This is a genomic window from Chryseobacterium sp. W4I1, assembly GCF_030816115.1.
Classification (GTDB): Bacteria; Bacteroidota; Bacteroidia; order Flavobacteriales; family Weeksellaceae; genus Chryseobacterium.
Genome location: NZ_JAUSXQ010000001.1, coordinates 1362762 through 1387003, shown reverse-complemented (window position 1 = coordinate 1387003; position 24242 = coordinate 1362762). Strand labels below are relative to the sequence as shown.

Annotated in this window: 23 protein-coding genes; 17 read left to right on the top strand and 6 right to left on the bottom strand. The window is 36.3% G+C overall.

What is annotated here, in order from left to right:
* Positions 1–549: 549 nt before the first annotated feature.
* The 14 genes from QF044_RS06385 (at position 550) to QF044_RS06320 (ending at position 16010) form a co-directional block, all read left to right on the top strand.
* Positions 550–1092, top strand: a complete 543-nt coding sequence (locus QF044_RS06385; protein WP_307265055.1) for a peptidoglycan-binding protein LysM — start codon at positions 550–552, stop codon at positions 1090–1092.
* A 202-nt stretch (positions 1093–1294) separates the two neighbouring features.
* Positions 1295–1840: a peptidoglycan-binding protein LysM gene (locus QF044_RS06380; protein ID WP_307265043.1), complete on the top strand. Its 546-nt coding sequence runs from the start codon at positions 1295–1297 to the stop codon at positions 1838–1840.
* Positions 1841–2041: 201 nt separating this feature from the next.
* Complete coding sequence (locus QF044_RS06375) at positions 2042–2587, top strand: peptidoglycan-binding protein LysM (RefSeq protein WP_307265043.1); 546 nt, start codon at positions 2042–2044, stop codon at positions 2585–2587.
* A gap of 537 nt (positions 2588–3124) precedes the next feature.
* The gene (locus tag QF044_RS06370) at positions 3125–3847 is read left to right on the top strand and encodes a hypothetical protein (RefSeq protein ID WP_307265052.1); all 723 of its coding nucleotides are present in this window, start codon (positions 3125–3127) and stop codon (positions 3845–3847) included.
* Between the two features lie 294 nt (positions 3848–4141).
* Positions 4142–4942, top strand: coding sequence for a GLPGLI family protein (locus QF044_RS06365; protein WP_307265051.1), 801 nt, complete (start codon positions 4142–4144; stop codon positions 4940–4942).
* A 410-nt stretch (positions 4943–5352) separates the two neighbouring features.
* Positions 5353–5898: a peptidoglycan-binding protein LysM gene (locus QF044_RS06360; RefSeq protein ID WP_307265046.1), complete on the top strand. Its 546-nt coding sequence runs from the start codon at positions 5353–5355 to the stop codon at positions 5896–5898.
* 202 nt (positions 5899–6100) lie between these two features.
* Entirely contained in the window at positions 6101–6646 is a 546-nt protein-coding gene (locus QF044_RS06355) for a peptidoglycan-binding protein LysM (RefSeq protein WP_307265043.1), read from the top strand.
* A 204-nt stretch (positions 6647–6850) separates the two neighbouring features.
* A complete protein-coding gene (locus tag QF044_RS06350) occupies positions 6851–7396 on the top strand; it encodes a peptidoglycan-binding protein LysM (RefSeq protein ID WP_307265043.1) in 546 nt (181 codons plus the stop codon).
* Between the two features lie 81 nt (positions 7397–7477).
* Positions 7478–8278, top strand: a complete 801-nt coding sequence (locus tag QF044_RS06345) for an Fn3-like domain-containing protein (RefSeq protein ID WP_307265040.1) — start codon at positions 7478–7480, stop codon at positions 8276–8278.
* A 10-nt stretch (positions 8279–8288) separates the two neighbouring features.
* Positions 8289–11093 (top strand): hypothetical protein, encoded by a 2805-nt coding sequence (locus QF044_RS06340; protein WP_307265038.1) that lies wholly within the window; start codon positions 8289–8291, stop codon positions 11091–11093.
* A 10-nt stretch (positions 11094–11103) separates the two neighbouring features.
* Positions 11104–12540, top strand: a complete 1437-nt coding sequence (locus QF044_RS06335; protein WP_307265036.1) for a hypothetical protein — start codon at positions 11104–11106, stop codon at positions 12538–12540.
* A gap of 38 nt (positions 12541–12578) precedes the next feature.
* Positions 12579–14573, top strand: coding sequence for a response regulator (locus tag QF044_RS06330; RefSeq protein WP_307265033.1), 1995 nt, complete (start codon positions 12579–12581; stop codon positions 14571–14573).
* A 62-nt stretch (positions 14574–14635) separates the two neighbouring features.
* Positions 14636–15361 (top strand): sensor histidine kinase KdpD, encoded by a 726-nt coding sequence (locus QF044_RS06325; protein ID WP_307265031.1) that lies wholly within the window; start codon positions 14636–14638, stop codon positions 15359–15361.
* Between the two features lie 4 nt (positions 15362–15365).
* Entirely contained in the window at positions 15366–16010 is a 645-nt protein-coding gene (locus tag QF044_RS06320) for a response regulator transcription factor (RefSeq protein WP_307265029.1), read from the top strand.
* Between the two features lie 82 nt (positions 16011–16092).
* Here QF044_RS06320 and QF044_RS06315 read toward each other — a convergent pair whose 3' ends face one another.
* The 4 genes from QF044_RS06315 to QF044_RS06300 all read right to left on the bottom strand — a co-directional run bounded on the left by QF044_RS06315 (position 16093) and on the right by QF044_RS06300 (position 19259).
* Positions 16093–16284, bottom strand: coding sequence for a hypothetical protein (locus QF044_RS06315; RefSeq protein ID WP_307265027.1), 192 nt, complete (start codon positions 16282–16284; stop codon positions 16093–16095).
* Between the two features lie 71 nt (positions 16285–16355).
* Entirely contained in the window at positions 16356–17648 is a 1293-nt protein-coding gene (locus QF044_RS06310) for a serine hydrolase (RefSeq protein WP_307265024.1), read from the bottom strand.
* A gap of 197 nt (positions 17649–17845) precedes the next feature.
* Positions 17846–18238: a Dabb family protein gene (locus QF044_RS06305; RefSeq protein WP_307265021.1), complete on the bottom strand. Its 393-nt coding sequence runs from the start codon at positions 18236–18238 to the stop codon at positions 17846–17848.
* Positions 18239–18257: 19 nt separating this feature from the next.
* Complete coding sequence (locus QF044_RS06300) at positions 18258–19259, bottom strand: polysaccharide deacetylase family protein (RefSeq protein ID WP_307265018.1); 1002 nt, start codon at positions 19257–19259, stop codon at positions 18258–18260.
* A 114-nt stretch (positions 19260–19373) separates the two neighbouring features.
* On the opposite strand from QF044_RS06300, the gene QF044_RS06295 reads away from it, so the two are divergent.
* The 3 genes from QF044_RS06295 to QF044_RS06285 all read left to right on the top strand — a co-directional run bounded on the left by QF044_RS06295 (position 19374) and on the right by QF044_RS06285 (position 22739).
* Positions 19374–20285, top strand: a complete 912-nt coding sequence (locus tag QF044_RS06295) for a LysR family transcriptional regulator (protein WP_307265015.1) — start codon at positions 19374–19376, stop codon at positions 20283–20285.
* 901 nt (positions 20286–21186) lie between these two features.
* Positions 21187–21798: a hypothetical protein gene (locus tag QF044_RS06290; protein WP_307265012.1), complete on the top strand. Its 612-nt coding sequence runs from the start codon at positions 21187–21189 to the stop codon at positions 21796–21798.
* A gap of 329 nt (positions 21799–22127) precedes the next feature.
* Positions 22128–22739, top strand: a complete 612-nt coding sequence (locus QF044_RS06285; RefSeq protein WP_307265009.1) for a hypothetical protein — start codon at positions 22128–22130, stop codon at positions 22737–22739.
* 239 nt (positions 22740–22978) lie between these two features.
* Here the strand turns inward: QF044_RS06285 and QF044_RS06280 are convergent, their stop codons facing one another.
* Positions 22979–23140 (bottom strand): hypothetical protein, encoded by a 162-nt coding sequence (locus QF044_RS06280; protein WP_307265008.1) that lies wholly within the window; start codon positions 23138–23140, stop codon positions 22979–22981.
* Between the two features lie 200 nt (positions 23141–23340).
* On the bottom strand, positions 23341–24186 hold the full coding sequence (locus tag QF044_RS06275) for an AraC family transcriptional regulator (RefSeq protein WP_307265006.1): 846 nt from the start codon (positions 24184–24186) through the stop codon (positions 23341–23343).
* Positions 24187–24242 lie beyond the last annotated feature (56 nt).

The following is a 24242-nucleotide window of genomic DNA, read 5'->3' as shown; positions in this document are numbered from 1 at the left end:
TTATGATTTTTTTCGGCATTGAACAGTATTTTTGTAATAAAATACTAAAAGTAGGTCATTTTATAAAAATGACAAATTAATTTAGAAATTTGTCAGCAGATATTGGAAAGTGAATAGAATTTAAGTTTTTTAAAGATAGAGTTGCTAAATTTATGAAGATCATTTTGTATGCTATCCTGATTGTTTTTCTTCATCTCATCTTCACCATTGACCATTACTACTCAGTTCCTTTCAAAAATCCGGAATCAAAAACACAAAAGTTAAACTAATTTCACCTCTTTTCTTATTCCAGTTGATTTAATTCAGGAGCTTTTACCATTATCTCATCTAAACTATAGTGAAGCATTTTGTAAATCAAAAAATCACTTGATAATGGCCAATCCATTATTATTGAAACCGTTATACTGACAATTAATTAAATAAATAACAATAAAAGGCTTGCTCATGTCAGATAATGTTATTAGATTAGAGTAGATTTTAATGATATTTGTTAGTATAATTAATTTTGAATGACAGCATTTATTACAGTTCCCTTAAATTTATTCTATCATGAAAAAACAAATCGTTATCGCTGCTCTGTTCCTGGGAGCAATTGCCTTAGGAACCAACCACGCTCTGGCACAAAATTCTGATCAGGTTAGTACATCAGTAAATATTATTTTAGCAGACGTTATTGCAATGGACGTAGGCACTGTTGCTTCAGAAGGCACTGTAGATTTTAATTATGGAAGCACAAAAGATTATAATTCATCAAAAAATGTGACGGTTCCCAACAGTTTAGTCATCATTTCCTCCAAAAATTTTGATGTAAAAGTAAAATCTGAAGGCGCAAACTTTGTAAGTGGCGCAAATGTACTTCCAGTAGATATATTACAGGTAAAAGCATTAGCGGGCGGAAGTTTAATGGGAACCCTGAATGAGGTCACTTTATCTACAACCGATCAAGTTCTGGTAAGTAACGCAAGTCCAGGGGCAAAACAATCTTTAAATATTGCCTATTCTATTTCGGCAGAAAAAGCATCAAAGGTACTTCTGGGAAAACCTAAGGGAACTTATACGCAAAAAATAACTTATACTGCCACTGCACTGTAAGTAAACACATCAATTATATGTAGGCCCTCAACACTTAGAAAGTGTTGAGGGCTTTTTCTATTTAGGCCAAATGAATAATCCTGTAGTGATTTTACTACATGAACTTCCATTTTCCACTACAAAGAAATTTTTACCACCGCTGTAAATTTGCAGTATACAAAAGAGAACAATTAAATAAAAATAAAAATTAAATATTACTGTCATGAAAAAACAAATCGTAATCGCAGCCTTAACTTTTGGAGCAATCATATTAGGAACTAACAATGTTCAGGCTCAAAATACTACGGCAACCACAACCGTAAACATTACCCTGAACGATGTAATCTCTATCGATGCGGGAAGTACTGCAATTGGTAATACGGTTGACTTTAACTATGCTACTGCAGCAGATTATAACTCTGATCAAACGGTTACTAAGGCCAACTCTTTAAAAGTTACTTCAACGAAGAACTTTAATGTTAAAGTAAAAGCAGGAGGCGCTAATTTCATGAACGGAACCAACTTAATCCCTGTAAATGTGTTGACCATCAAAGCAGCTACAGCTGCCGGAACAATGGGCGGAACAAAAAGCGCTGTTGTTTTATCTGCAACGGATCAAACTTTAGTATCAAACGCTCCGCTTGGAAGTGCATTGACACTGAATCTGGACTACACCATTCCAGCGGCAAAATCATCTTCTTCTGATATTTTAGGTAAACCGGCAGGAACTTATACGCAAACAGTAACTTATACTGCAACAGCTTTATAAAAAAAACACATCTATTATATGTAGGCCCTCAACACTTCTAAGTATTGAGGGCTTTTCTATTTAAGCCAAATGAATAATCCTGTAGTGATTTTACTACATACACTTCCATTTTCCACTACAAAGAAACTTTTACCACCGCTGTAAATTTGCAGTATACAAAAGAGAACAATTAAATAAAAATAAAAATTAAATATTACTGTCATGAAAAAACAAATCGTAATCGCAGCCTTAACTTTTGGAGCAATCATATTAGGAACTAACAATGTTCAGGCTCAAAATACTACGGCAACCACAACCGTAAACATTACCCTGAACGATGTAATCTCTATCGATGCGGGAAGTACTGCAATTGGTAATACGGTTGACTTTAACTATGCTACTGCAGCAGACTATAACTCTGATCAAACGGTTACTAAAGCCAACTCTTTAAAAGTTACTTCAACGAAGAACTTTAATGTTAAAGTAAAAGCAGGAGGCGCTAATTTCATGAACGGAACCAACTTAATCCCTGTAAATGTGTTGACCATCAAAGCAGCTACAGCTGCCGGAACAATGGGCGGAACAAAAAGCGCTGTTGTTTTATCTGCAACGGATCAAACTTTAGTATCAAACGCTCCGCTTGGAAGTGCATTGACACTGAATCTGGACTATACCATTCCAGCGGCAAAATCATCTTCTTCTGATATTTTAGGGAAACCGGCAGGAACTTATACGCAAACAGTAACTTATACTGCAACAGCTTTATAAGTAAATTTTTTTCATATTAATATTTTGTGATTTGGTGTTTCGAAGGCTTCCTAAAGGAGGCCTTTGATTTTGTATGTATTGATACCGGTATAGAGAAAATTCAAAATCCAGAAATAAGTATCAGCTGTAAGGTAGAATCTATGTTTTTTGGATATTTAAATTTAATTAATACATCACACCAAAAATTCAGTAAATTTATTAAGCCGTTTTATATCTTTTTTTAAGTTATCAAATCTCAAAAAATGATTATATAGTACAACAAGCAAAAAACTATTATAGAGGATTATGCCTATAAGACTGTAATTGCTAAGGCGATTGTCGGGTTTTCAGAATAAATCAAGAAAAACCAAAATGAAAATACAGATGAATATATTACCTACATGAAAACCGCTCTCGGGGAAATTCATCAAGATCCTTTGAGAAAAAGATCAAAAAATGATTCAACAAGTTTATTGAGTGATGGAGTAGATCCGAACGAAATGCTTGAATTATTTCAAAAATTTGCAGATATTTAAACCAAACTTATAAATTAAATAGATGGATATAAAGGATTTTGAAAATTTTAAACAAGAGGTAAGCTGGTTTGTCGTAAAAAATGATAACGTCGAAATTGAACATATCAATAATAAAAATTTTAGTCTAAAATTTATTGAGACATTCCCAACTGTATACAGACTATTGCTGCAATCGACTTCGATTTTGGGTGTTACAATAACTTCATCTAAAAACAAAAATTCAAACTATTGTCTATATACTTGGGATGACAAGAATGGCCTTAAATGTGGTTGGTTATGTAAATCTGAACAAATTCAGACAGAAATTAAAGTGTTACCTGAACATCAGCTACTCTTGGATGAGATGGGTGGAATAAAAGAAACATATCATCGATTTAGTACAGAAACTGAAATACTGACCGATAATCAGAATTTTATTTTTATCAAATCTTTACTAACAAAAGGATTGGGTGATTGGATTGACTATTATGATCAGATTTGTACAGATGAGCATATAAAACAAGTTGACACAAAAGATATAGTTTGTTTTGCAGGTGAAGCGAATGGGAATGAGACTTTTTATGACCCAAATACAAAGCAGGTTTTACTTTTTGCTCCTGACCACAGTTTTGAAAATGTTGAAGTTTTAAAAGATCAATCAGAATATACATTTTATACCATTAATAATGTAACGACATTTGTTGACTATGTAGAAACACTTGCTCAACAATGGTTAGAAAATATTAAACCTGAAGTTAATAAATAACGATCAAAGTAAATTTTATATGAGAACGAGAAACCTTATTTTATATTATTGTAACCTGGACGATAGAATAAATGGCTTACTTATATGTAGTGATTAGAAATGTGATGCCCTAATCGCTACATTTATCTAATAAATAAATCGTGAATAGAGTCAACTTCTTGTAGCTGAAAAACATATAATAGACAAAAAATATATCTCACAAAACGATATGAACGATGGAAAATTTACAAAAGAAGAGTTATTTTGAAAAATCTTCCGATCATTCCAAGACAACCAAAATTTAACATAGATTTTATGAAAATAATACACAAATTGAATTTTTTTTTATTTTTTTCACTATTGCCAACATCTTTTTTTTCACAGAAGTTTAGTTTTATTTATGAAGCTAAATATAGAACAAGTAAAGAAAAACCTGAAGATATTAATACTGAAAATATGATTTTGGATTTTGAGAATAATACTTCTATTTTTAGAGACTCCATGTCCAAAGATGCTGATTCCCTGAAGCTCATTAATAAAAATGGAGGCTATAGAATGGGGGTTGAAAATCAATTTTATATTAAAAAAGATATCACTAATAAAAAAATAGGAAAAATTATTACTTATTTAAGAGCAAATTATCTTCTCCCGATTGATGAACAATTGAATTGGAAAATCTTACCGGAACAAAAAACAATTGCAAAATATAAATCGCAAAAAGCAGAAGTTAGTTATGGAGGTAGAAACTGGATTGCTTGGTTTACGACAGAATTGCCTTTTAATGATGGCCCCTATATTTTCAATGGATTACCCGGTTTAATCATTTCCATTGAAGATACAGAACATGATTACTCATTCAATTTAATACAGGTAAAAAAAGGCAGCAATTGGTTTGATGTAAGGACAAAAACCATTACAATCGACTGGACAAAATATGATCAGCTAGGAAAATCATATTATAATGACCCTTGGAATACCAAAACCGGCAAAAAAGTTACATTTACAGATCCACAGGGAAATGAAAAAGATATGAATGAAATGATCAGAGAAGCGCAAAAATCTATTCTTGAAGAAAATAATCCTTTAGAGTTGAATTACAAAATCAATTATAAATAAAAACTTCTGCCGGAATGGTATCGCCATTTTGAAACTGTCAATGGTTTAATTAATGTCATGAAAGCAAACCTAAAAAATATTTTAGATAATATCAAAAAATAAGTCTCAAAAAACGATGATAACAAATTTACCAACCTATAAATATTTTTTGTGAAAACCTAAAGAAAAATTATACACAAACGGTAATTTATATTACGACAGCTTTATAATAGAAATAACAGCAATTTATATACGTCCTCAACACTTAGAAGTGTTGAGGGCTTTTCTATTTAAATCAAATGAATAATCCTGTAGTGATTTTACTACATGAACTTCCATTTTCCACTACAAAGAAACTTTTACCACCGCTGTAAATTTGCAGTATACAAAAGAGAACAATTAAATAAAAATAAAAATTAAATATTACTGTCATGAAAAAACAAATCGTAATCGCAGCCTTAACTTTTGGAGCAATCATATTAGGAACTAGCAATGTTCAGGCTCAAAATACTACGGCAACCACAACCGTAAACATTACCCTGAACGATGTGATCTCTATTGATGCGGGAAGTACTGCAATTGGTAATACGGTTGACTTTAACTATGCTACTGCAGCAGATTATAACTCTGATCAAACGGTTACTAAGGCCAACTCTTTAAAAGTTACTTCAACGAAGAACTTTAATGTTAAAGTAAAAGCAGGAGGCGCTAATTTCATGAACGGAACCAACTTAATCCCTGTAAATGTGTTGACCATCAAAGCAGCTACAGCTGCCGGAACCATGGGCGGAACAAAAAGCGCTGTTGTTTTATCTGCAACGGATCAAACTTTAGTATCAAACGCTCCGCTTGGAAGTGCATTGACACTGAATCTGGACTACACCATTCCAGCGGCAAAATCATCTTCTTCTGATATTTTAGGTAAACCGGCAGGAACTTATACGCAAACAGTAACTTATACCGCGACAGCTTTATAAAAAAACACATCAATTATATGTAAGCCCTCAACACTTCTAAGTATTGAGGGCTTTTTCTATTTAGGCCAAATGAATAATCCTGTAGTGATTTTACTACATGTACTTCCATTTTCCACTACAAAGAAACTTTTACCACCGCTGTAAATTTGCAGTATACAAAAGAGAACAATTAAATAAAAATAAAAAATTAAATATTACTGTCATGAAAAAACAAATCGTAATCGCAGCCTTAACTTTTGGAGCAATCATATTAGGAACTAACAATGTTCAGGCTCAAAATACTACGGCAACCACAACCGTAAACATTACCCTGAACGATGTAATCTCTATCGACGCGGGAAGTACTGCAATTGGTAATACGGTTGACTTTAACTATGCTACTGCAGCAGATTATAACTCTGATCAAACGGTTACTAAAGCCAACTCTTTAAAAGTTACTTCAACGAAGAACTTTAATGTTAAAGTGAAAGCAGGAGGCGCTAATTTCATGAACGGAACCAACTTAATCCCTGTAAATGTGTTGACCATCAAAGCAGCTACAGCTGCCGGAACAATGGGCGGAACAAAAAGCGCTGTTGTTTTATCTGCAACGGATCAAACTTTAGTATCAAACGCTCCGCTTGGAAGTGCATTGACACTGAATCTGGACTATACCATTCCAGCGGCAAAGTCATCTTCTTCTGATATCTTAGGAAAACCGGCAGGAACTTATACGCAAACAGTAACTTATACTGCAACAGCTTTATAAAAAAAACACATCAATTATATGTAGGCCCTCAACACTTCTAAGTATTGAGGGCTTTTTCTATTTAAACCAAATGAATAATCCTGTAGTGATTTTACTACATGAACTTCCATTTTCCACTACAAAGAAACTTTTGTCACCGCTGTAAATTTGCAGTATACAAAAGAGAACAATTTAAATAAAAATAAAAAATTAAATATTACTGTCATGAAAAAACAAATCGTAATCGCAGCCTTAACTTTTGGAGCAATCATATTAGGAACTAACAATGTTCAGGCTCAAAATACTACGGCAACCACCACCGTAAACATTACCCTGAACGACGTAATCTCTATCGACGCAGGAAGTACTGCAATTGGTAATACGGTTGACTTTAACTATGCTACTGCAGCAGATTATAACTCTGATCAAACGGTTACCAAAGCCAACTCTTTAAAAGTTACTTCAACAAAGAACTTTAATGTTAAAGTAAAAGCAGGAGGCGCTAATTTCATGAACGGAACCAACTTAATCCCTGTAAATGTGTTGACCATCAAAGCAGCTACAGCTGCCGGAACCATGGGCGGAACAAAAAGCGCTGTTGTTTTATCTGCAACGGATCAAACTTTAGTATCAAACGCTCCGCTTGGAAGTGCATTGACACTGAATCTGGACTACACCATTCCAGCGGCAAAATCATCTTCTTCTGATATCTTAGGTAAACCAGCCGGAACTTATACGCAAACAGTAACTTATACCGCGACTGCTTTATAATAAAATTTTTTAGTTTGTAAAGGTTCGTTTTGTTACGTTTTCAGTAGTTTTGGGAATCTTTTATTTTAAACAATTTACACCATGCGCAAGTTTATTCACCTTTTCATTTTCTTTATCCTCACAGGGTCTTCTTCAATTCTAGCACAAAGTATCTCTATGTCGCCTACACGTTTGTTTTTTACCGGTAATCCAGGAGAAAAAGTGACAAAGACAGTCACGCTTCAAAACAGCTCGGATAAGGATTATGTTTTTAATCTCAACTATAAAGATTGGGTTAGAGAAGAAGACGGAAATAAAGTTTATCTTGATGCAGGCAGTTCAAAAACTTCCAATGCCTCTTGGATATCCACCTTAGAAAACGCTGTAACAGTTCCTGCGAAAAGTACAAAGGAGATTGTAGTAACCATGCAGATTCCGGCAAATGCATCAAAGTCTGCCGTTACAAACAGCATGTTGTTTTTCACGCAACTTCCTCAGCAGGCAGATAAGGCACGTATTCAGAATGGTATTGGTATTATCACTTTATTTGAAGTGGGACTTCACATCTTTTATACTCCACCGGGGAACCATGTAAAAAGTTTGGATATTACCAATATTTCAGAGGTGAGTAATGAGAATGGAGCAAAAAGAAAAGTCGCAGTAAGCATCCATAATGATGGAAACACCATCAATGACGCCACCGTTGAGTTTGAACTAACTGACACAGACAGTGGTAAGGAAATAAAATTACCCGCAATTTCCATCTCCATGCTTCCCGATACCAATCAGGTCGTTCAATTTTCTTTACCAGAGAACATTTCAGGGAACTTCCTTGGCGTGGCGATTATCAAAATGGCAGAATCCAATGATTTACGCGTAGGCGAAAAAAACTTTAAATTTTAAAAATTAAGTCTTGAAACCACAAAATGGAATATCGATATCAATCCTAAGAAGAACAATCTTATCTTTTGCATTTGTTCTCCTGAACTTTTCATTGGCCTTTGCGCAGGAAAAGAAGGATATTCAAATCCATTTTGAAAATGAGAATGTAGCTGTTGAGAAGGGTTCTACTTTTACTGATTTCCTGATCATTGAGAATAAAAGTTCTGAAGCGATTACCATTCAGAATATCATTCCTGAGGAAAAATATCCGGGATTGCTTTTCTATCCCAAAAATGACTTTACCTTAGCCGCGGGTCAGTCTAAAAATCTTCCTGTGAAACTGATTGCCAATGTGGATTTTATGAAACTGAGATCCAATGAGATCAAATTCCAGGTTTCGTACACCACCTCAACGGTCACCAGAACTGAAAGCGCCTCGTTCTTCGTCGACAAAGACGAGAACAAAAACATCGCAATTTATACGGCCACATACGAAAATTTCATTAACCCTGCTCTACCCGAATCCTCAATTATGCTGACTGTAGAAAACCAGGGCTATAGTAAACGAACGGTTAAGATTGATTTACAATCAATTCCTGATGGCTTGGAAATGATGCCAAAACAACAAACCTTATCACTGGAAGGATTAGAAAAACAAACGTTTGAGATTAAAATTGCGGTCAGAAAACAGAATACGCTTTATCCGGAATTTAATATTAATGCTATCGTCACAGACCTGCTTGATAATAAAATCGTGGGAAGCAACACGCTCTACTTGGTTATTTTATCGCACAACAGACAAATTGCCCGTGGAAATGAAACGGTGAGCGGAAGTAATTTTGCGGAAATTAGCTATAATGAAAACAGTTCAGGTTTCAATTATCTTCAATTGAGGGGAAACACAGCGTTTCGGGTGACTGAAAATTTGAAATCGCGTTTCAATATAGGTGCGGATTACTATCTTGAAGACGGCCGTTATAACCTTTACGATACCTGGCTGGAACTGGAAAGAAAAAATACTGTATTACGGGTGGGAAATGTTAATAGTAACGATTACGATTACCCGGTTTTCGGAAGAGGGGGAAAAGTTTCTACCAAATTGGGTGAAAATAATCAGATTGAAATTCTTGCGCTGGAAAATAATTATAATCTGTACGGAACTTATTTCCAACAAACAGAAGGATCTACCATGGTGGGAGCAAAATATGGTTTTGGGAATGCTAAATCTTTCAATGGGAAAGTGTCCTATATATTCGACCATGATCCGCGCTTTAACGTAGATACGCAGGTGGCGAACGCGACAACATCATTTTTAATTAACGATAAACACACCATCCGCACGGAAGTGGGTCTGAGCCACGAAAAAGGCCTTTCGAACAGAGATGAAAACGAAGGCGCTATAATGGGAGCCAATTACGAGGGAAAAATAGGAAAATGGGATATACAGTCTGTTAATTCCTTTGCCACTAAAAGCTATGCAGGGATCAAAAGGGGATCTTTTATCTCAAATCAGCGGATTGGCCGCCAATTTTCTGGTTCTCAGCGCGTTTTTATACAATATCTGAATTCGCAGGCAGACCCCGAGTTCCTGAGTTTCCAGAGTGAGCCCATCCAACCTGGGAATAACGCTAATCTGCGTTATTATTTCAACAGTACAGAAGTTCTGGGATCAGGTTACCAGTTTTCTTTAAAGAAGTGGAATTTTCTAGTGTCTCCAAAGGTTGAAAGGCAAAAAACAGCCAATTTTTATACATCGCAGGAACTTTTTTCTTACCGGCTGGAGACCAACATAAGCACTACATTTGGTGCTCACGGATTGAATTGGACGGCGGAATATTCTTATTCAAAAGCGAACGATAGGGCCGATTGGTTCAACAGTCTGAAAACAACTTTGTCTTACAGGTATAAATCCTTCTCCCTCAACGGAACAGCCCAATGGAACGCAACTAATGTCTTTGATTTAACTTCTTATTACAATGCAGACCGTAATTTCGCCAACTACAACGTATATGCCTCGTATAATTTCCAGATAATGAGCAATAATCTGACCGGATCTTTTTCAGCCGGAACTTCCTATTCGGAACTTTATAAAAACTTGAATAGCAATGTGAGCGGTAATCTGGAATATAAGATTTCGCCTTCCTGGTCCAGCACAGGTTATTTTAATTTTTCCGGTTATAAATCTACGGCTGCTTATGCAAGCAGTGGCAATTATTATCAGTTCAGAGTCGGGATTAAAAAATATTTTACCGCAGCTACGGCCCTTGGAAACCATAAAGTGACGTTCCAGTTATTTGAAGATAAAAACTTCAATGGACTCCTGGAGGCCGGTGAATCGGTACTTGCAAATGAAATAGTGAAACTGAACAATTTTGTTGCATTGACAGATAAGAACGGAAAAGTAGTTTTTCAGAATGTGCCTGAAGGTACTTACACCCTGAAGGTGAATGAAAGTGCGGGTGCCCGATTGATGATGGATCCTGTAATTATGGTAAATAACAATATCAACCGCAAAGTAGGCTTGGTAAAAAACATCAGGGTAAGTGGGAAATTAACAGAGATCAAACAAGCCTATGATGTTTTGGAAACGGATGTAACCGGAATCGTGGTGTACGCAAAAAGTGAAGATGGCGTGATCTATACCGCCGTGGTTAACCAGAAAAATGAGTTTGAGTTTTTCCTGAAAGATGGAAAATACGACCTCTATATTGAAAATGACAAATACAACTATACACAACCGATCCAAACCATTAAGGTGACAAAAGAAGGATATTCAGAAACCGTGGTTTTTGAATATAAGAAGAAAGACACTACCATTAAGGTGAAAAAGTTTTAAATTTAAAAGTATGAAAACGATGAGGGCTTTTTTAATAGGAATTTTTATTGTGTTCTGCGGATCCACAGTCACGAAAGCTCAGGATGTATACCTGTCGATTCCGGAAAATAATATTTTTAACAGGAGTGAATTTACCTCAGTACCTACAAGGGTAATGATGAATACCAACAGAACAAACTGGGATTATGCCTTTTTGGGATTAATCCCAACAGCTCCAACATTTACCTCTGTGTCCGGGCCAACTTTTACGCATTCTTCTTCCTCATTTACTTTACCCAGTTCCACTCTTCTGTGGCAGTTAGAAAGTATGGGCGGGCAGCTGCCATCTACTGGACTTTCAGGTTATTTACCCGGATTTCAGTCGTTCAGCACAAGCGCTATAAAATGGTTTGAACCGCCCGCATCCCTTATTTTTGGGGGAGGATTCTACCGGGGAAATATCAATTTTACATTTAAAATTCCTGCCTCACAATTTACTGCCAACGCCTTCCGGGCCGGAAATTATTCCATGGATATCACTCAGAATTATAATGACTTTACACCCCATAATTTTAAAACAATTTTAGTCATTCCTTCATCCATCAGATGGATCACAACATCTTTAACAAAATACATAGAAATATCTTCTTTGAATGACTACCGCAATACAAGCACGCGGGTGTGGGATTTGGGGAATACGGAAATCGCCCATACGGTTGATTTTAATTTTTGGGCGAAAACTGCTGCCACAAATATTCAGTTCACTTCTTCTAAAGGTGTTCCAGGAACCAGAAACATAGCAGCCATGAAATTGGGCAGTAATGGATCTACCCTGACGACCAAAGCCTTATCTGCCAATTTTCAGAATTTTTCCGCTGCTAATCTCAGTGTTGTAGCGGGAAACAGAAGCAGCTTTACCCCAGAGCTTAACGTGTCTTCGGACGATTTTAAAAACTACTTTTTTGAAGCCGGAACTTATACTTTTGAACTGAACTTCAATGCCGCAAGTACAGATAATTCAATTAACAGCTTGCAAAATACGGCTGTTCAGTTAAAGGTACTTCCTCTCTCGGAGATTACCATCCCCAGTTCCGGGCGCAATGTAAATTTCAATTTTAATACAGCTGCCCAGTACACCAATGGTCAGTCACAAATGATCCCAAATCAAATTATTCTGTCCAATAATGAAAGTTTTGAGCTTTATGTAAAATCGGACGAAAATTATTTCAAGAAAGGCGGCCTGCAGACCGACATCAATTCCAACATATTACAAATTGGCGTGGATGGAAGTTCTGTAAATGCTCCCTTATCCAAAACTCCCCAAAAAATACTTTTTAACGGAACACCAGTTTTGGACCGGGGATTGAACATAAGATACACCATACCACCTGCGGGTGCCCAAAGTTTGGTAGGTAAGGAAAATACCACCTACTCTATCAATGTTTATTATAGCTTTACGGCAATTTAACCATACTTTCTTAAACTTTCTTAAAAAAACTCTTCCTTATGGACCACATTAATGGCAATCTATCGCCGGATCAACACTATATTGCTCAATTAAATGCATTCGAAAAAAAATATACCGATGCTTTTGATTTTTTAGTGTTCGCGGCTGCTAAGATGATTAACATAGAGCTTTGTACCATGAGTATTGCCTCGGAAGGACAAGTTTATGTTCTCGGTTCCAGTGATGCGTCCCTCAACCAGATCTATCCTCAGAATCCTCACTTTCTTTTGGATGATCAGACTTCGGTTTATGAGTTTAAGAACACGGAATTTAAATTTCATAGAAGTTATCCCATCCCTGGTCTTGAGGACAATCTGATTGCTCATTTAAATTTATTTGACAGGGAAGATAAAAACTTGGATAAAGCAGAGGAAGAGTTCGTCAATAAGATCTTGGACCAAGCGTCAAAATGGTATTTGGGTAAAGAAAAAGAACTAGCAGAAAAAGCTTATGCCCTAAAATCAGAGTTTGTAGCCAATATGAGTCATGAGATCAGAACCCCTTTAAATGGGATTATCGGTTTTACAGAGCTCCTTCTGGAAACCAATCTGGACGAAACGCAGAGACAGTATCTGGAAATCATCAACCAATCCGGCGTATCCTTATACAGCATCATCAACGATATCTTGGACTTCTCAAAATTAGAAAAGCAAAAACTTACGCTAAACCTTGACAAAGTAGAGATCGAAGAACTGGTTTCAGAAGCCTGCAATATTGTTGCGTACAGTAATACTAAAAAACAATTAGAAATGCTCATCGATATTGACGATACCATACCTAGATATATATGGACTGATGAGATGCGCTTAAAACAGGTTTTCGTCAACCTTTTGAGCAATGCTATAAAATTTACCGAGGAAGGCGAGATTGTTTTATATGTTAAAGTTTTAGATGATTTAGGAGAAGGAAAAAAACGAATCCGATTTGGAGTTCGCGATACAGGTATTGGAATTAGCAGTGTAAAGCAGGCGGAAATTTTCAACGCATTTTCACAGGTAGATGGCAGTATTACTAAAAGATATGGAGGTACTGGTCTGGGACTCGCCATTTCGAACCAAATCCTGGCACTTGCCGGCAGTGTTTTACAAGTCGAAAGCGATCAGGGAAAGGGGAGTGATTTTTTCTTTGATATTCAGTTCGACACGGAGGAAGAGGAATATGATTTAAGCTTAACTGATATTAAGAGCGTTTTGATTGTGGACGATAATGAAAACAATCGGAAAATCCTGAAAAGGATGTTGGAAAGAAAAAACATCGAAGTAATGGAATGCGATAGCGGTTTGAAGGCTTTGCTTTTGATCATGGATAAGTCCGAATTCGATGTGATCATTATGGATTATCATATGCCTATTATGGATGGCATTGAAACCATTAGAAAAATGAAAAATATTATTCCCGACGCCAACCACGTGGCACCGTATATTGTTTTGTACAGCTCGTCCGATGACACTAACCTACAGGATGCATGTGACGAATTAGAAATAGAAAATCGACTTATAAAACCGATTCGTATGAAACAGCTATACCAGGTTTTATCCACCTTAAAGAGTTCTGAAAAGAAAAACCCGGAGCAAATAAAAACTGGAGCAAATGAAGTGAGTAAGCGCGAAATTAAAATTTTAATTGCTGAGGATAATGCTATTAATTTACTTCTTACCAAAACTTATTTAAAGGATATTATTCCTCAAGCTTTGATCATCGAGGCAAAAGATGGCACTGAAGCAGTTGAAAAATATCAAAAAGAGAGTCCTGATCTTATTTTAATGGATATTCAGATGCCTCACCTCAATGGTATTGAAGCAACAAAAAAAATAAGGGCCTTGGAAAAAAACATTGAAATACCTATTATTGCACTAACGGCAGGGAGCCTGCCTGGTGAGAAAGAAAAATGTCTGCAAGCCGGAATGTCAGATTTTTTAACCAAACCTTTATTAAAACAAACCCTGTCTGATATGATTCAAAAATGGTTTGGTATAGAAAATGAAAGAAAATAAATAATAAACTATGCTTTAAAGAAATATTGTAGCAGATTTTTTAAAGCTTTGATACTGAATTTATGAGTGACCTTATCAACGAACTACAATTAAAAATCGAAAGACTGGAAAATGAAATCAGTTTTAAAAACGGACTGATCTCGATATTGTCTCATGATTCAAAGGAAATGTTTGGAAATTTTCTTTGGCTTATAGAAGCACTGGAAGAAAAGACCATAAGTGAGGAAGATTTTTTTAATTTGTTGCCTCAGGTAAAAAGCGATGCCAAGAAGAATTTGCAAACCATTCAGGACAGCACCTCTTGGTTAAAAACGCAATATGGGGAATTTAAGATTAAACCTGAAAAAATCATGGTGATGGATCTTTTTCACCATTTTGAAGAAAAATATGCGGCCAAATTAAAAGAAAAAAGCATTAAATTTTCTTTTAAAGGAGATCCCAATGCATTTGTGACAACCGATCGTTTATTGCTAGAATATGTTTTAGACAAAATTCTCGATAATGCAGTGAAATACACTTTTCCTGGGCACGATATTCACCTGCAGGAAGTTACAGAAGATCATCAGGTGATAATTTCTGTGATCGACTTCGGAACAGGAATGAATGAAAAATATTTATCTACGATCTTCACTTATGATAACCCCGTATTCCAAGGTACTGCTGGTGAGAAAGGAGCTGGATTGAGTTTGAAAATTGTAAAAAATTTTGTATCCTTGATGCATGGAAATATCCAAATCATTTCCGCTGAAAATAAAGGCACTACGGTTTCCCTTTACGTAAATTTATAGAATAATGGGTTTAAAAGTAAACGTTCGTATTATTGTAGCAGACGATCATGGTATCGTCAGGATGGGTTTAATACAAACCATAAAACGCCTCCGACCTGATGCTGTAATCTCTGAAGTAGAGGATTTTAAATCACTGTACAAAGTAATTTTGAAGGAAGAATTGGATCTGGCCATCATGGACGTCAATATGCCTAATGGTTCTGTTCAGGAAGCGATTGATTATATAAAAATGCACCAACCCGACTTAAAAATTCTCATATTTTCTTCTCAGGATGAAGAGCTGTATGCAATGCGCTATCTAAAGATGGGTGCCGGTGGTTATTTAAGCAAACAAAGCTCCAATGCAGTGATTGAAGCTGCTTTGACGGCGATGCTTAGTACTGGCCGATATGCAAGTGACAACGTAAAAGAAGCGATGTTCTTAGAATCAATAAATGGCACGACAAAAAACTCACCATTTGAAGCGCTATCAGACCGTGAATTGCAAATTGCCAATAAGCTTGCAGAAGGTCTTCCCCTCAAAGAAATTTCTAATCAGCTTAATCTCCATTCATCGACGATCAGCACTTATAAAAACAGGCTGTTTGAGAAGCTGAAAATACGATCCATACCCGAATTGGTGGAGATTCTTAGGCTATATAATCAGTAAATATTCTATTATTTCCCGATTTTTCATCCCGGGGAATCGTGGGATCTTGTACATCACAACAAGATTCTTCACTCCGCTACCTTCAGGAGATGTTTACAATACTTCTCAGGTCACGTTCTCTCAGTTTGGTAACAAAACGATGTAAGGCTCTCATTTCCTTTGCTTCAGTTCTTTGACTATTCGAGGACTTCCATATCTGCCACGGTTCCAATGATAAATATTCAAGATCTTCAAAAATAAAATCGCTCTTCTTCTGCTCGTTTAGTAGTTTCATTTCTTTCAATGATAGAAACTGCTCCTGCTCACCTTTAATAGCTAGCACATCTCCTCGATATGACCCCTTAGCTAATCAGCAATAGCTTGATAAACAGCCGTCTGAAATTCTTCGCCGATAGAATACCAAGGAGATAAATATTCCTGCGTAAACAGGAGTGCTATTATTCCCTCTTTCGGGTCAGCCCAGCCATGTGTATTGAACGCGCCGCCCCAACCAAACGACCCAATACTTTGAATTGACAGATACCTATTCTTTTCGGTTACGACCGAAAAGCCACCTAATGTGAACTGAAAGTTTTCGGGTTGTGGTGGCAATGGAGAAATAATAACCTGGTTACCCAATTGATTCGTAAGCATCAATTCAACCGTTTTTCTGCCGATAAGCCTTTTTCCTTTAAATATCCCCTTGTTCAGATAAAGCGAATAGAATTTTGCCATGTCAGCCATTGTAGAACTTAATCCGGCTCCTCCAGACAAATAGCTTCCCTGCAGTTTCGGGAACTCGGCATTTACACCCTCGTATATAGGATGCTTCACTTTTATCAATTTATTTTCCATTGTTGTCTCGTATAGACTAACTAACCTGTGTTGTTCCTTTTCGGGAATATGAAAATATGTGTCATCCATTTCCAACGGTGTCAGGATATTTTTCTTCATAAACTTATCCAATGGCTCTCCACTCCATATTTCAATCAAATACCCTAACAAATCCGTATTTAGACCATAAGTAAATCGTTCTCCCGGATTATGTTGCAAAGGTAGTGTTGCTAATAACTCCATTTTTTGCCGGACAGTTGATTTTGTAGTACCAATGCCAGAAGGAACATCGGCCTTTTCATAAATACTCCACATTGTCGGGTCACTGAAAACAGCTGGATAAGCTATACCCGATGTATGCCTCAAAAGGTCACGTATAGTAATTTCTCTGTTAGCGGGTTTCGTGGTATAGCTTCCGTCTTTGGGATTGTAGCTAACTAATACTTTGGGATTTTTAAATGCTGGAATGTATTTTGAAATCGGGTCATCCAATAAGAATTTACCGTCTTCCCACAACATCATTGCAGCAAGGCTTGTGATAGCTTTCGATTGGGATGCAATTCTAAAAATATTATCCGTTTGCATCGTTTTTTTCGTTTCCACATCGGCATAGCCAAATGCTTTATTGTAAACAATTTCTCCATTTTTGATGATGAGTACCGTAGCTCCGGGGATATGACCAGCATCTATGTGTTTATTAACAACTGCATCTATTCTTTCTAACCTTTCATGACTAAATTTCGCTTGTTGTGCATATAAAAGCCTTACATGCAGTATTGTTACCAAGCCAATAAAGGCTATTACAATTCGTTTCATTTCTTTCATTTTAATTTTTTTATCTTATCTGCTTGATTTTTTTAGAAGATACCTTTCCGCAACTGATTGTTTACTGGATGTTCTCCTTAAAATGAGGGAATGAATACTTGTCATCCACTTTTTGAACACCTACTGCAATCTATTGTAGCTGTTAATCCGACCAAGCTACTCTGCTTAATGAAATTTCGTCTTGAACTCATAATGTATTATTTCTTTTGTTGGTAATCCAATACCAAAATATCTTCCAGCACAGGTTTGATGTGCGTAATGATTAACTGTTGGTGATAGTCAGACGTGTTGAAGTCTTCTAACGATTTTCTGTCCCTGAATACCGCTACTTCCGCATGGGTAAAGCCTTTTGCCCTACTTGTGAAATCTTCGCCGAAAGAAATTTCCAATAGTCCGGGAATAGTGCATTTCTGTTTCAGGATTTCATTTTTCAAACTTTGTATCTGCTTGGTTGTCGTTCTATCCTTAAATTTGAATAATACAATATGGGCGGCTTTTTCTTCACCTATTTTCTCCAAATTTTGTCCGTTTACCGGAATAACCATGCTCCCAAAGAACAGGACAAACAATGTGATGATAATATTCTTCATGTTACTGATTTTTTTTTGGTTATAAATTTGTATTACCTGCAAGACCACTTTTTTCGGCAACATCACGCTTTACAAGCGGTGTAATATCAGGAGTAGCCAAAGCGTGTTTTGCAATCTCGCCTTTGGTGGCATACCATACACCATCATGTTGTGCCACGTATTTGAGAAAACGCTCTATTACACGGACACGTGAAGCATGACCGGAAATACGGTCATGGAAGCTAATCAGCATCATACGCCTTTGGGTTGCCGCTTCTTCGTACAGTTGATCAAATTCATCTTTTAGTTGTTGTTCATAGTCCGCAGGCGAAAACCCCGAAAAATCATAAGACCCTATATCGTTCATGTGTATGGTATAAGGCATAGTTACAAATGGCTTTCCGTTCAACTGTTGTAGGTATGGCTCGTCACGGCTCAAATCATTGTTGTGGTAGATAAAGCCTAATTCTTGGAGTAAACTCAATGTATGTACACTTCCACGCATCCAGTAACAGTCATATCCCAATGGCGTAACGCCTGTTGCTTTTTCGATGGATTGCTTAACGCTCCGTATCCATTCCCTTTCCTCATCTTTCGATAAATGGTACTGCCAAGCCCATTCTTTACCATGTGCCGCAGGCTCATGCCCACGCTTTACAATTTCACGGGCTAATTCAGGATTGTTGTCCACCGCCTTACCAACCATAAATGAAGTTGCCTTGACACCGTATTTATCAAATAAATCTAGCAGTCGTGGAATACCCTCCTGTACACCATAATCGAAATAGGAATTAGTCGCCAAGTCGGGATAGCCTTTTTTAATAGGTTCGGGTATCAATCCTCCTGCCCCTGAAATGGGTTGACCGCCGGCTTCAAATTGCAGGGATATGGAAATAGCTAAACGGGAATTATTTGGCCAGAAACCTTTAGCTGAACCGAGTGTTTGTTCTTCCTTTGTTTTCGCTACCGCTCCAGCCCAACCCGGAATAGCCAGTGCAGATGCCCCTAAAGAGGTCTTTGTAATAAAATCTCTTCTATCCATTGTACGTTTATTAAGTTATTATCATATTAATGATTTGATACTGCAAACTTCTACCATATTTTTGTATCATACAAATAACTTAAATTGTACATTTGTATCATAAAAATGATAGATATGCAGTGGAACCTAGAATGGCTTAGGACTTTTAGAGCGATATATGAAACTGGCACACTGTCTGCGGCAGCACAGGAACTGTTTATTTCACAACCGGGGGTAAGCCTGCATCTTAATTCGTTGGAAGATTATGCGGGATATAGATTATTTGACCGTTCGCCTCGTAAGATGGTTCCTACCGAAAAAGGTAAAATCCTCTACAACTTTATCCTCGAACCACTCAAAAAGATGGAAAGTGCCGAACAGCACTTCCATCGTCGTTCGCAACCGGAAAGGTCAACCATCAGTGTAGGAATGTGCTTTGAAACATTTCAGTACACATTGGAAGAACACGTGGCAAGTCTGCCCTTTAATCTGATTATCAAATTCGGGCTTTATCCGCAAATGCAGGTGGATTTGGACAACGGCTTGCTGGATATGATAGTTACACCACAAAAAGGCAATCAACAAAATCTCGTTTATGAACCCTTTTCCAAAGAAAGGATAGTATTGATTGCGGGAAGCAATACAGATACTTCAGTACTAATGGCGTTGTTGGAAAACGGTGCTATTACCGATGCAAGGGATTTTCTCAAAAAACAATTATGGTACAGTACAGCAGGCGATATGGAACACCTGAAAAACTTTTGGTCGAAGAATTTTAATGAGCATCCTGATTTCAGCCCCAACTACATTGTACCCAATATCAGCTCTATCATCCGTTGCCTTAGCGACAAGGAGGGATTCTCTATTGTGCCGGACTTTCTTTGTAACGAGGCACTGGATACCGGAAAAATCAAATTGGTCTGGCAAGGAACCCAACCTTGGGAAAACACACTTTACTTCGGAACAAGAAAGAATACCATATACAAAAATGAGTTGGAACGCCTGAAAAAACTATTTGAGGAAAAGTGGGAAAGGATGGTGGTATGAAGTGACATTATTTCCTGATTTTTTATCCCTGTTACACCAAATGCTGTAAATCCTGATGTGCGTGTAATACGTTCCATTTCACTTTCAATGACCCGCACAATGTCCGGCTTGACCTGATACAGCAGTTGATGTAAACCTGCATCATTTACAGTTAATTTAAACAATTGCCCTCCTGGGACCATTGATTTAATATAATGAAACGATTCGTACTTAATTCAATTCGTTTTCCGGAAACCGTAATTCTTTTTAAACAGGTATAAAAACTTCTTTATTGGTTTTAAACTTCTTCGCATAGAAGAGAATAGATCCTCTGACTTTTATCACGGTAACCTTTTAAATAATTCATCAATTTAATTATAACTCTTTTTGCTCATAAGATGTTCAAATATTGTATAAGTCTTATTTAGCTAACTACAATGTATCTTCCCATCCAGGTTTTGAAAAATTCGGTTACTCTGATTTTGAATATTTATAGTAACTGAATTTGACCCTTTTGTTTTACGCATAAATGAATTATTTTTGTTATGTATAAAAACAAAAAATCTTGTTAATTGTATGATTAACAAGATTTTGTTTAAATTTAGTTCTCAACTCAATGCTCTCTTTAAATAAAAGATTTATTGGAGTTCCCTATAAAAACGAGCCTAATTAAATTTTTAAAAAAATTTTATTAACTGTCTTATGACGGTTTTTTTGCACAATTAATTCGTGATATTTTTTGCGCTTATAAACTATATTTTTTTCGTTTTTTTTCAAAGAAAATATAACACGACGAGTTCTGTCGCTACCCGCCATTATCTTTGTTTCAGTAATTAAGGGGATGAGAATCCTAGGCACTTTTAAAACTCTTGATTACTCCAAATCGTAAAAATTAATATTAAAACAAGCAAAAGAAAAAATTATGGAAAATTATGGTCAACTTCACAATGAAATGATTACAGCTATTATGGGAAATGTTACAATATCTCCGGATATGACAGCAGAGCAAAAGAAAGAGGTTGTTCTTCAGGGATTTATTGACACCTATGGAAGAGATAATGTAGAACTTTTTGCACAGGGCTTAAATTTCAATAGTCCTTTCGAAGTTATTGATTCAGTTAAAGACAGAATGTCGGAAGATCTGCATGCCGTTTTGAGAGAAGATATCGATTATCTGTTAAAAAATGATAATGTGAATTATGAAGAATTCCTTAACAAAAGAGTCTCAGAAGCAAAACTGGATGAGAAAGAATTGCAGTTATACAAAGACTGTTCTTCAATCTTAATCAGTTCGGTAGAATTATGGTCTTCTAAAGAGGGTTCTGCATATTTAGATCTTCTTGATACAACGAATGATGTCGTGGCAAGAAGACCTCCTACAAGAGAACAGGTTGTCGGATACATTGGAGTTCAGGATTTTGCCGGAGGATTTTTTGGCGGACTTGTAGGCGGCCCGATCGGGGTTGCTGCAGGAGCTGCAGGAGCATCGGCAAGTGCTGCAATCAGTCACCTTTTCTATTCACAATATAACTAAAAGTATTCAATGCTCTCTGTAAATACAGAGAGCATTGCTCTTTAAATAAAGGATTTATTGGAGTTTCCTATAAAAACGAGCTTAAAAAAATTATATTAACCGTCTTATGACGGTTTTTTTACACAATTAATTCGTGATATTTTTTGCGCTTATAAACTATATTTTTTTTCATTTTTTTTCAAAGAAAATATAACACGACGAGTTCTGTCGCTACCCGCCATTATCTTTGTTTCAGTAATTAAGGGGATGAGAATCCTAGGCACTTTTAAAACTCTTGATTACTGCAAAATCGTAAAAAATTAATATTAAAACAAGCAAAAGAAAAAATTATGGAAAATTATGGTCAACTTCACAATGAAATGATTACAGCTATTATGGGAAATGTTACAATATCTCCGGATATGACAGCAGAGCAAAAGAAAGAGGTTGTTCTTCAGGGATTTATTGACACCTATGGAAGAGATAATGTAGAACTTTTTGCACAGGGCTTAAATTTCAATAGTCCTTTTGAAGTTATTGATTCAGTTAAAGACAGAATGTCGGAAGATCTGCATGCCGTTTTGAGAGAAGATATCGATTATCTGTTAAAAAATGATAATGTGAATTACGAAGAATTCCTTAACAAAAGATTCTCAGAAGCAAAACTGGATGAGAAAGAATTGCAGTTATACAAAGACTGTTCTTCAATCTTAATCAGTTCGGTAGAATTATGGTCTTCTAAAGAGGGTTCTGCATATTTAGATCTTCTTGATACAACGAATGATGTCGTGGCAAGAAGACCTCCTACAAGAGAACAGGTTGTCGGATACATTGGAGTTCAGGATTTTGCCGGAGGATTTTTTGGCGGACTTGTAGGCGGCCCGATCGGGGTTGCTGCAGGAGCTGCAGGAGCATCGGCAAGTGCTGCAATCAGTCACCTTTTCTATTCACAATATAACTAAAAGTATTCAATGCTCTCTGTAAATACAGAGAGCATTGCTCTTTAAATAAAAGATTTATTTGGAATTCAATCTTTTATTTTGCCGTCAACCAGAGGAAACTTCATTAAAATCGATGAATAGATTACCGTTGTGATCTCCGATGTGGATGTGTTTAGCTGTTATTATTTCGAGTACGTGTTTTTTCTAGCTCTTCTTTGTCCATAGACAAAGATACTATTCTTCAATATAAGCTAATCAATTTAGGACTCTTCATTTTTTGGCTTAAAGTTTCTACCAGCCCCTTGCCTTAGGAATGTAATTTTCCCTTGCGTTTGCTTTGCTTTTTCAAGAACTTCCATAGCCCTTGTTCTTTCGTTAACTTTACTTGCATGTGTTATACCTTGATTTTCGCTTTTTTTCATGTATCAATATAGTGAAATTTATTGACAAAAGCAAATATTTAATTCAATTCTCCATCAAATTCTTTTGATCCTCCCACTGGTGAACTCTAATGATAACCAATAGATATTAGTAGGATAACATTTTATATTTCTCTTCAATTCATTCAAAGACATTACCCATTCCACAAAATATACGGAACCTAAATATTACAGGATGACCATCAAGCCAGTACTTTAGGCCTTTTCATCTTTTTAAATTCCGTCAAACTCATATGATGTTGCTTCTTAAAAAATTTATTGAGGTGACTTTCATCTGAAAAACCAAATTCGGTTACAATTTCATTGATACGCATATCGCTGAAAAGAAGGCGATGCTCTATCAATCTCATTTTATAATTCAATATAAAATGCTGTACGGTTTCTCCACATTGCTTTTTAAAGTAACTCCCAAGATAGCTTTCAGAAAACCCGAATTTCTGAGATATCGCAGAGACCTTCAACAATGCCGGATCATGGATATTTCCCTGAATATAATTGATAATATCCAGTACTCTTTTATCAGCATTCGAAGCTACATTCTCCGCTCTCATCTTTGAAATATTTCTGGCTGCTATCACGATCAATGCATTTACGTAGTGTAGAGTAAGTTCCTCATGATAGAGGTCAGGATGATTCAGACCATGGAGCAGTGAGGTTACGACTGAATCAACCAAAACGATGTCCGGTTTATTTTGTAAAATACATCCAGACAAAAAGGAAGCACCATACAACAGACATTCCATCGAATTAATACTGTTCCACTTATACTCTTTTACATACCGTTCACTGAACTTAACGAGCAAAAGATCTGTTTTTTCAACAATTTCCAGATAGTGCTGGTCATTTGGTGTAATGAGAATCAGGCTGCCTTTACTGTATGAAGAAATGTTATCATTTATTTTAAGGAACCCTTTTCCTGAAATAACATAGACAATCTGAAAAAAGGAGAATTGGCTGTCTTTTAAGGGACAGTTTGCGGCCTGATGGTATTCTACCTTTACCAATTGATCTATATTCTCTCTTTTCATAGGACAAAACTACCCATTTATCATTAAAATATACTGATTTTTTTAAATTTTTCTGT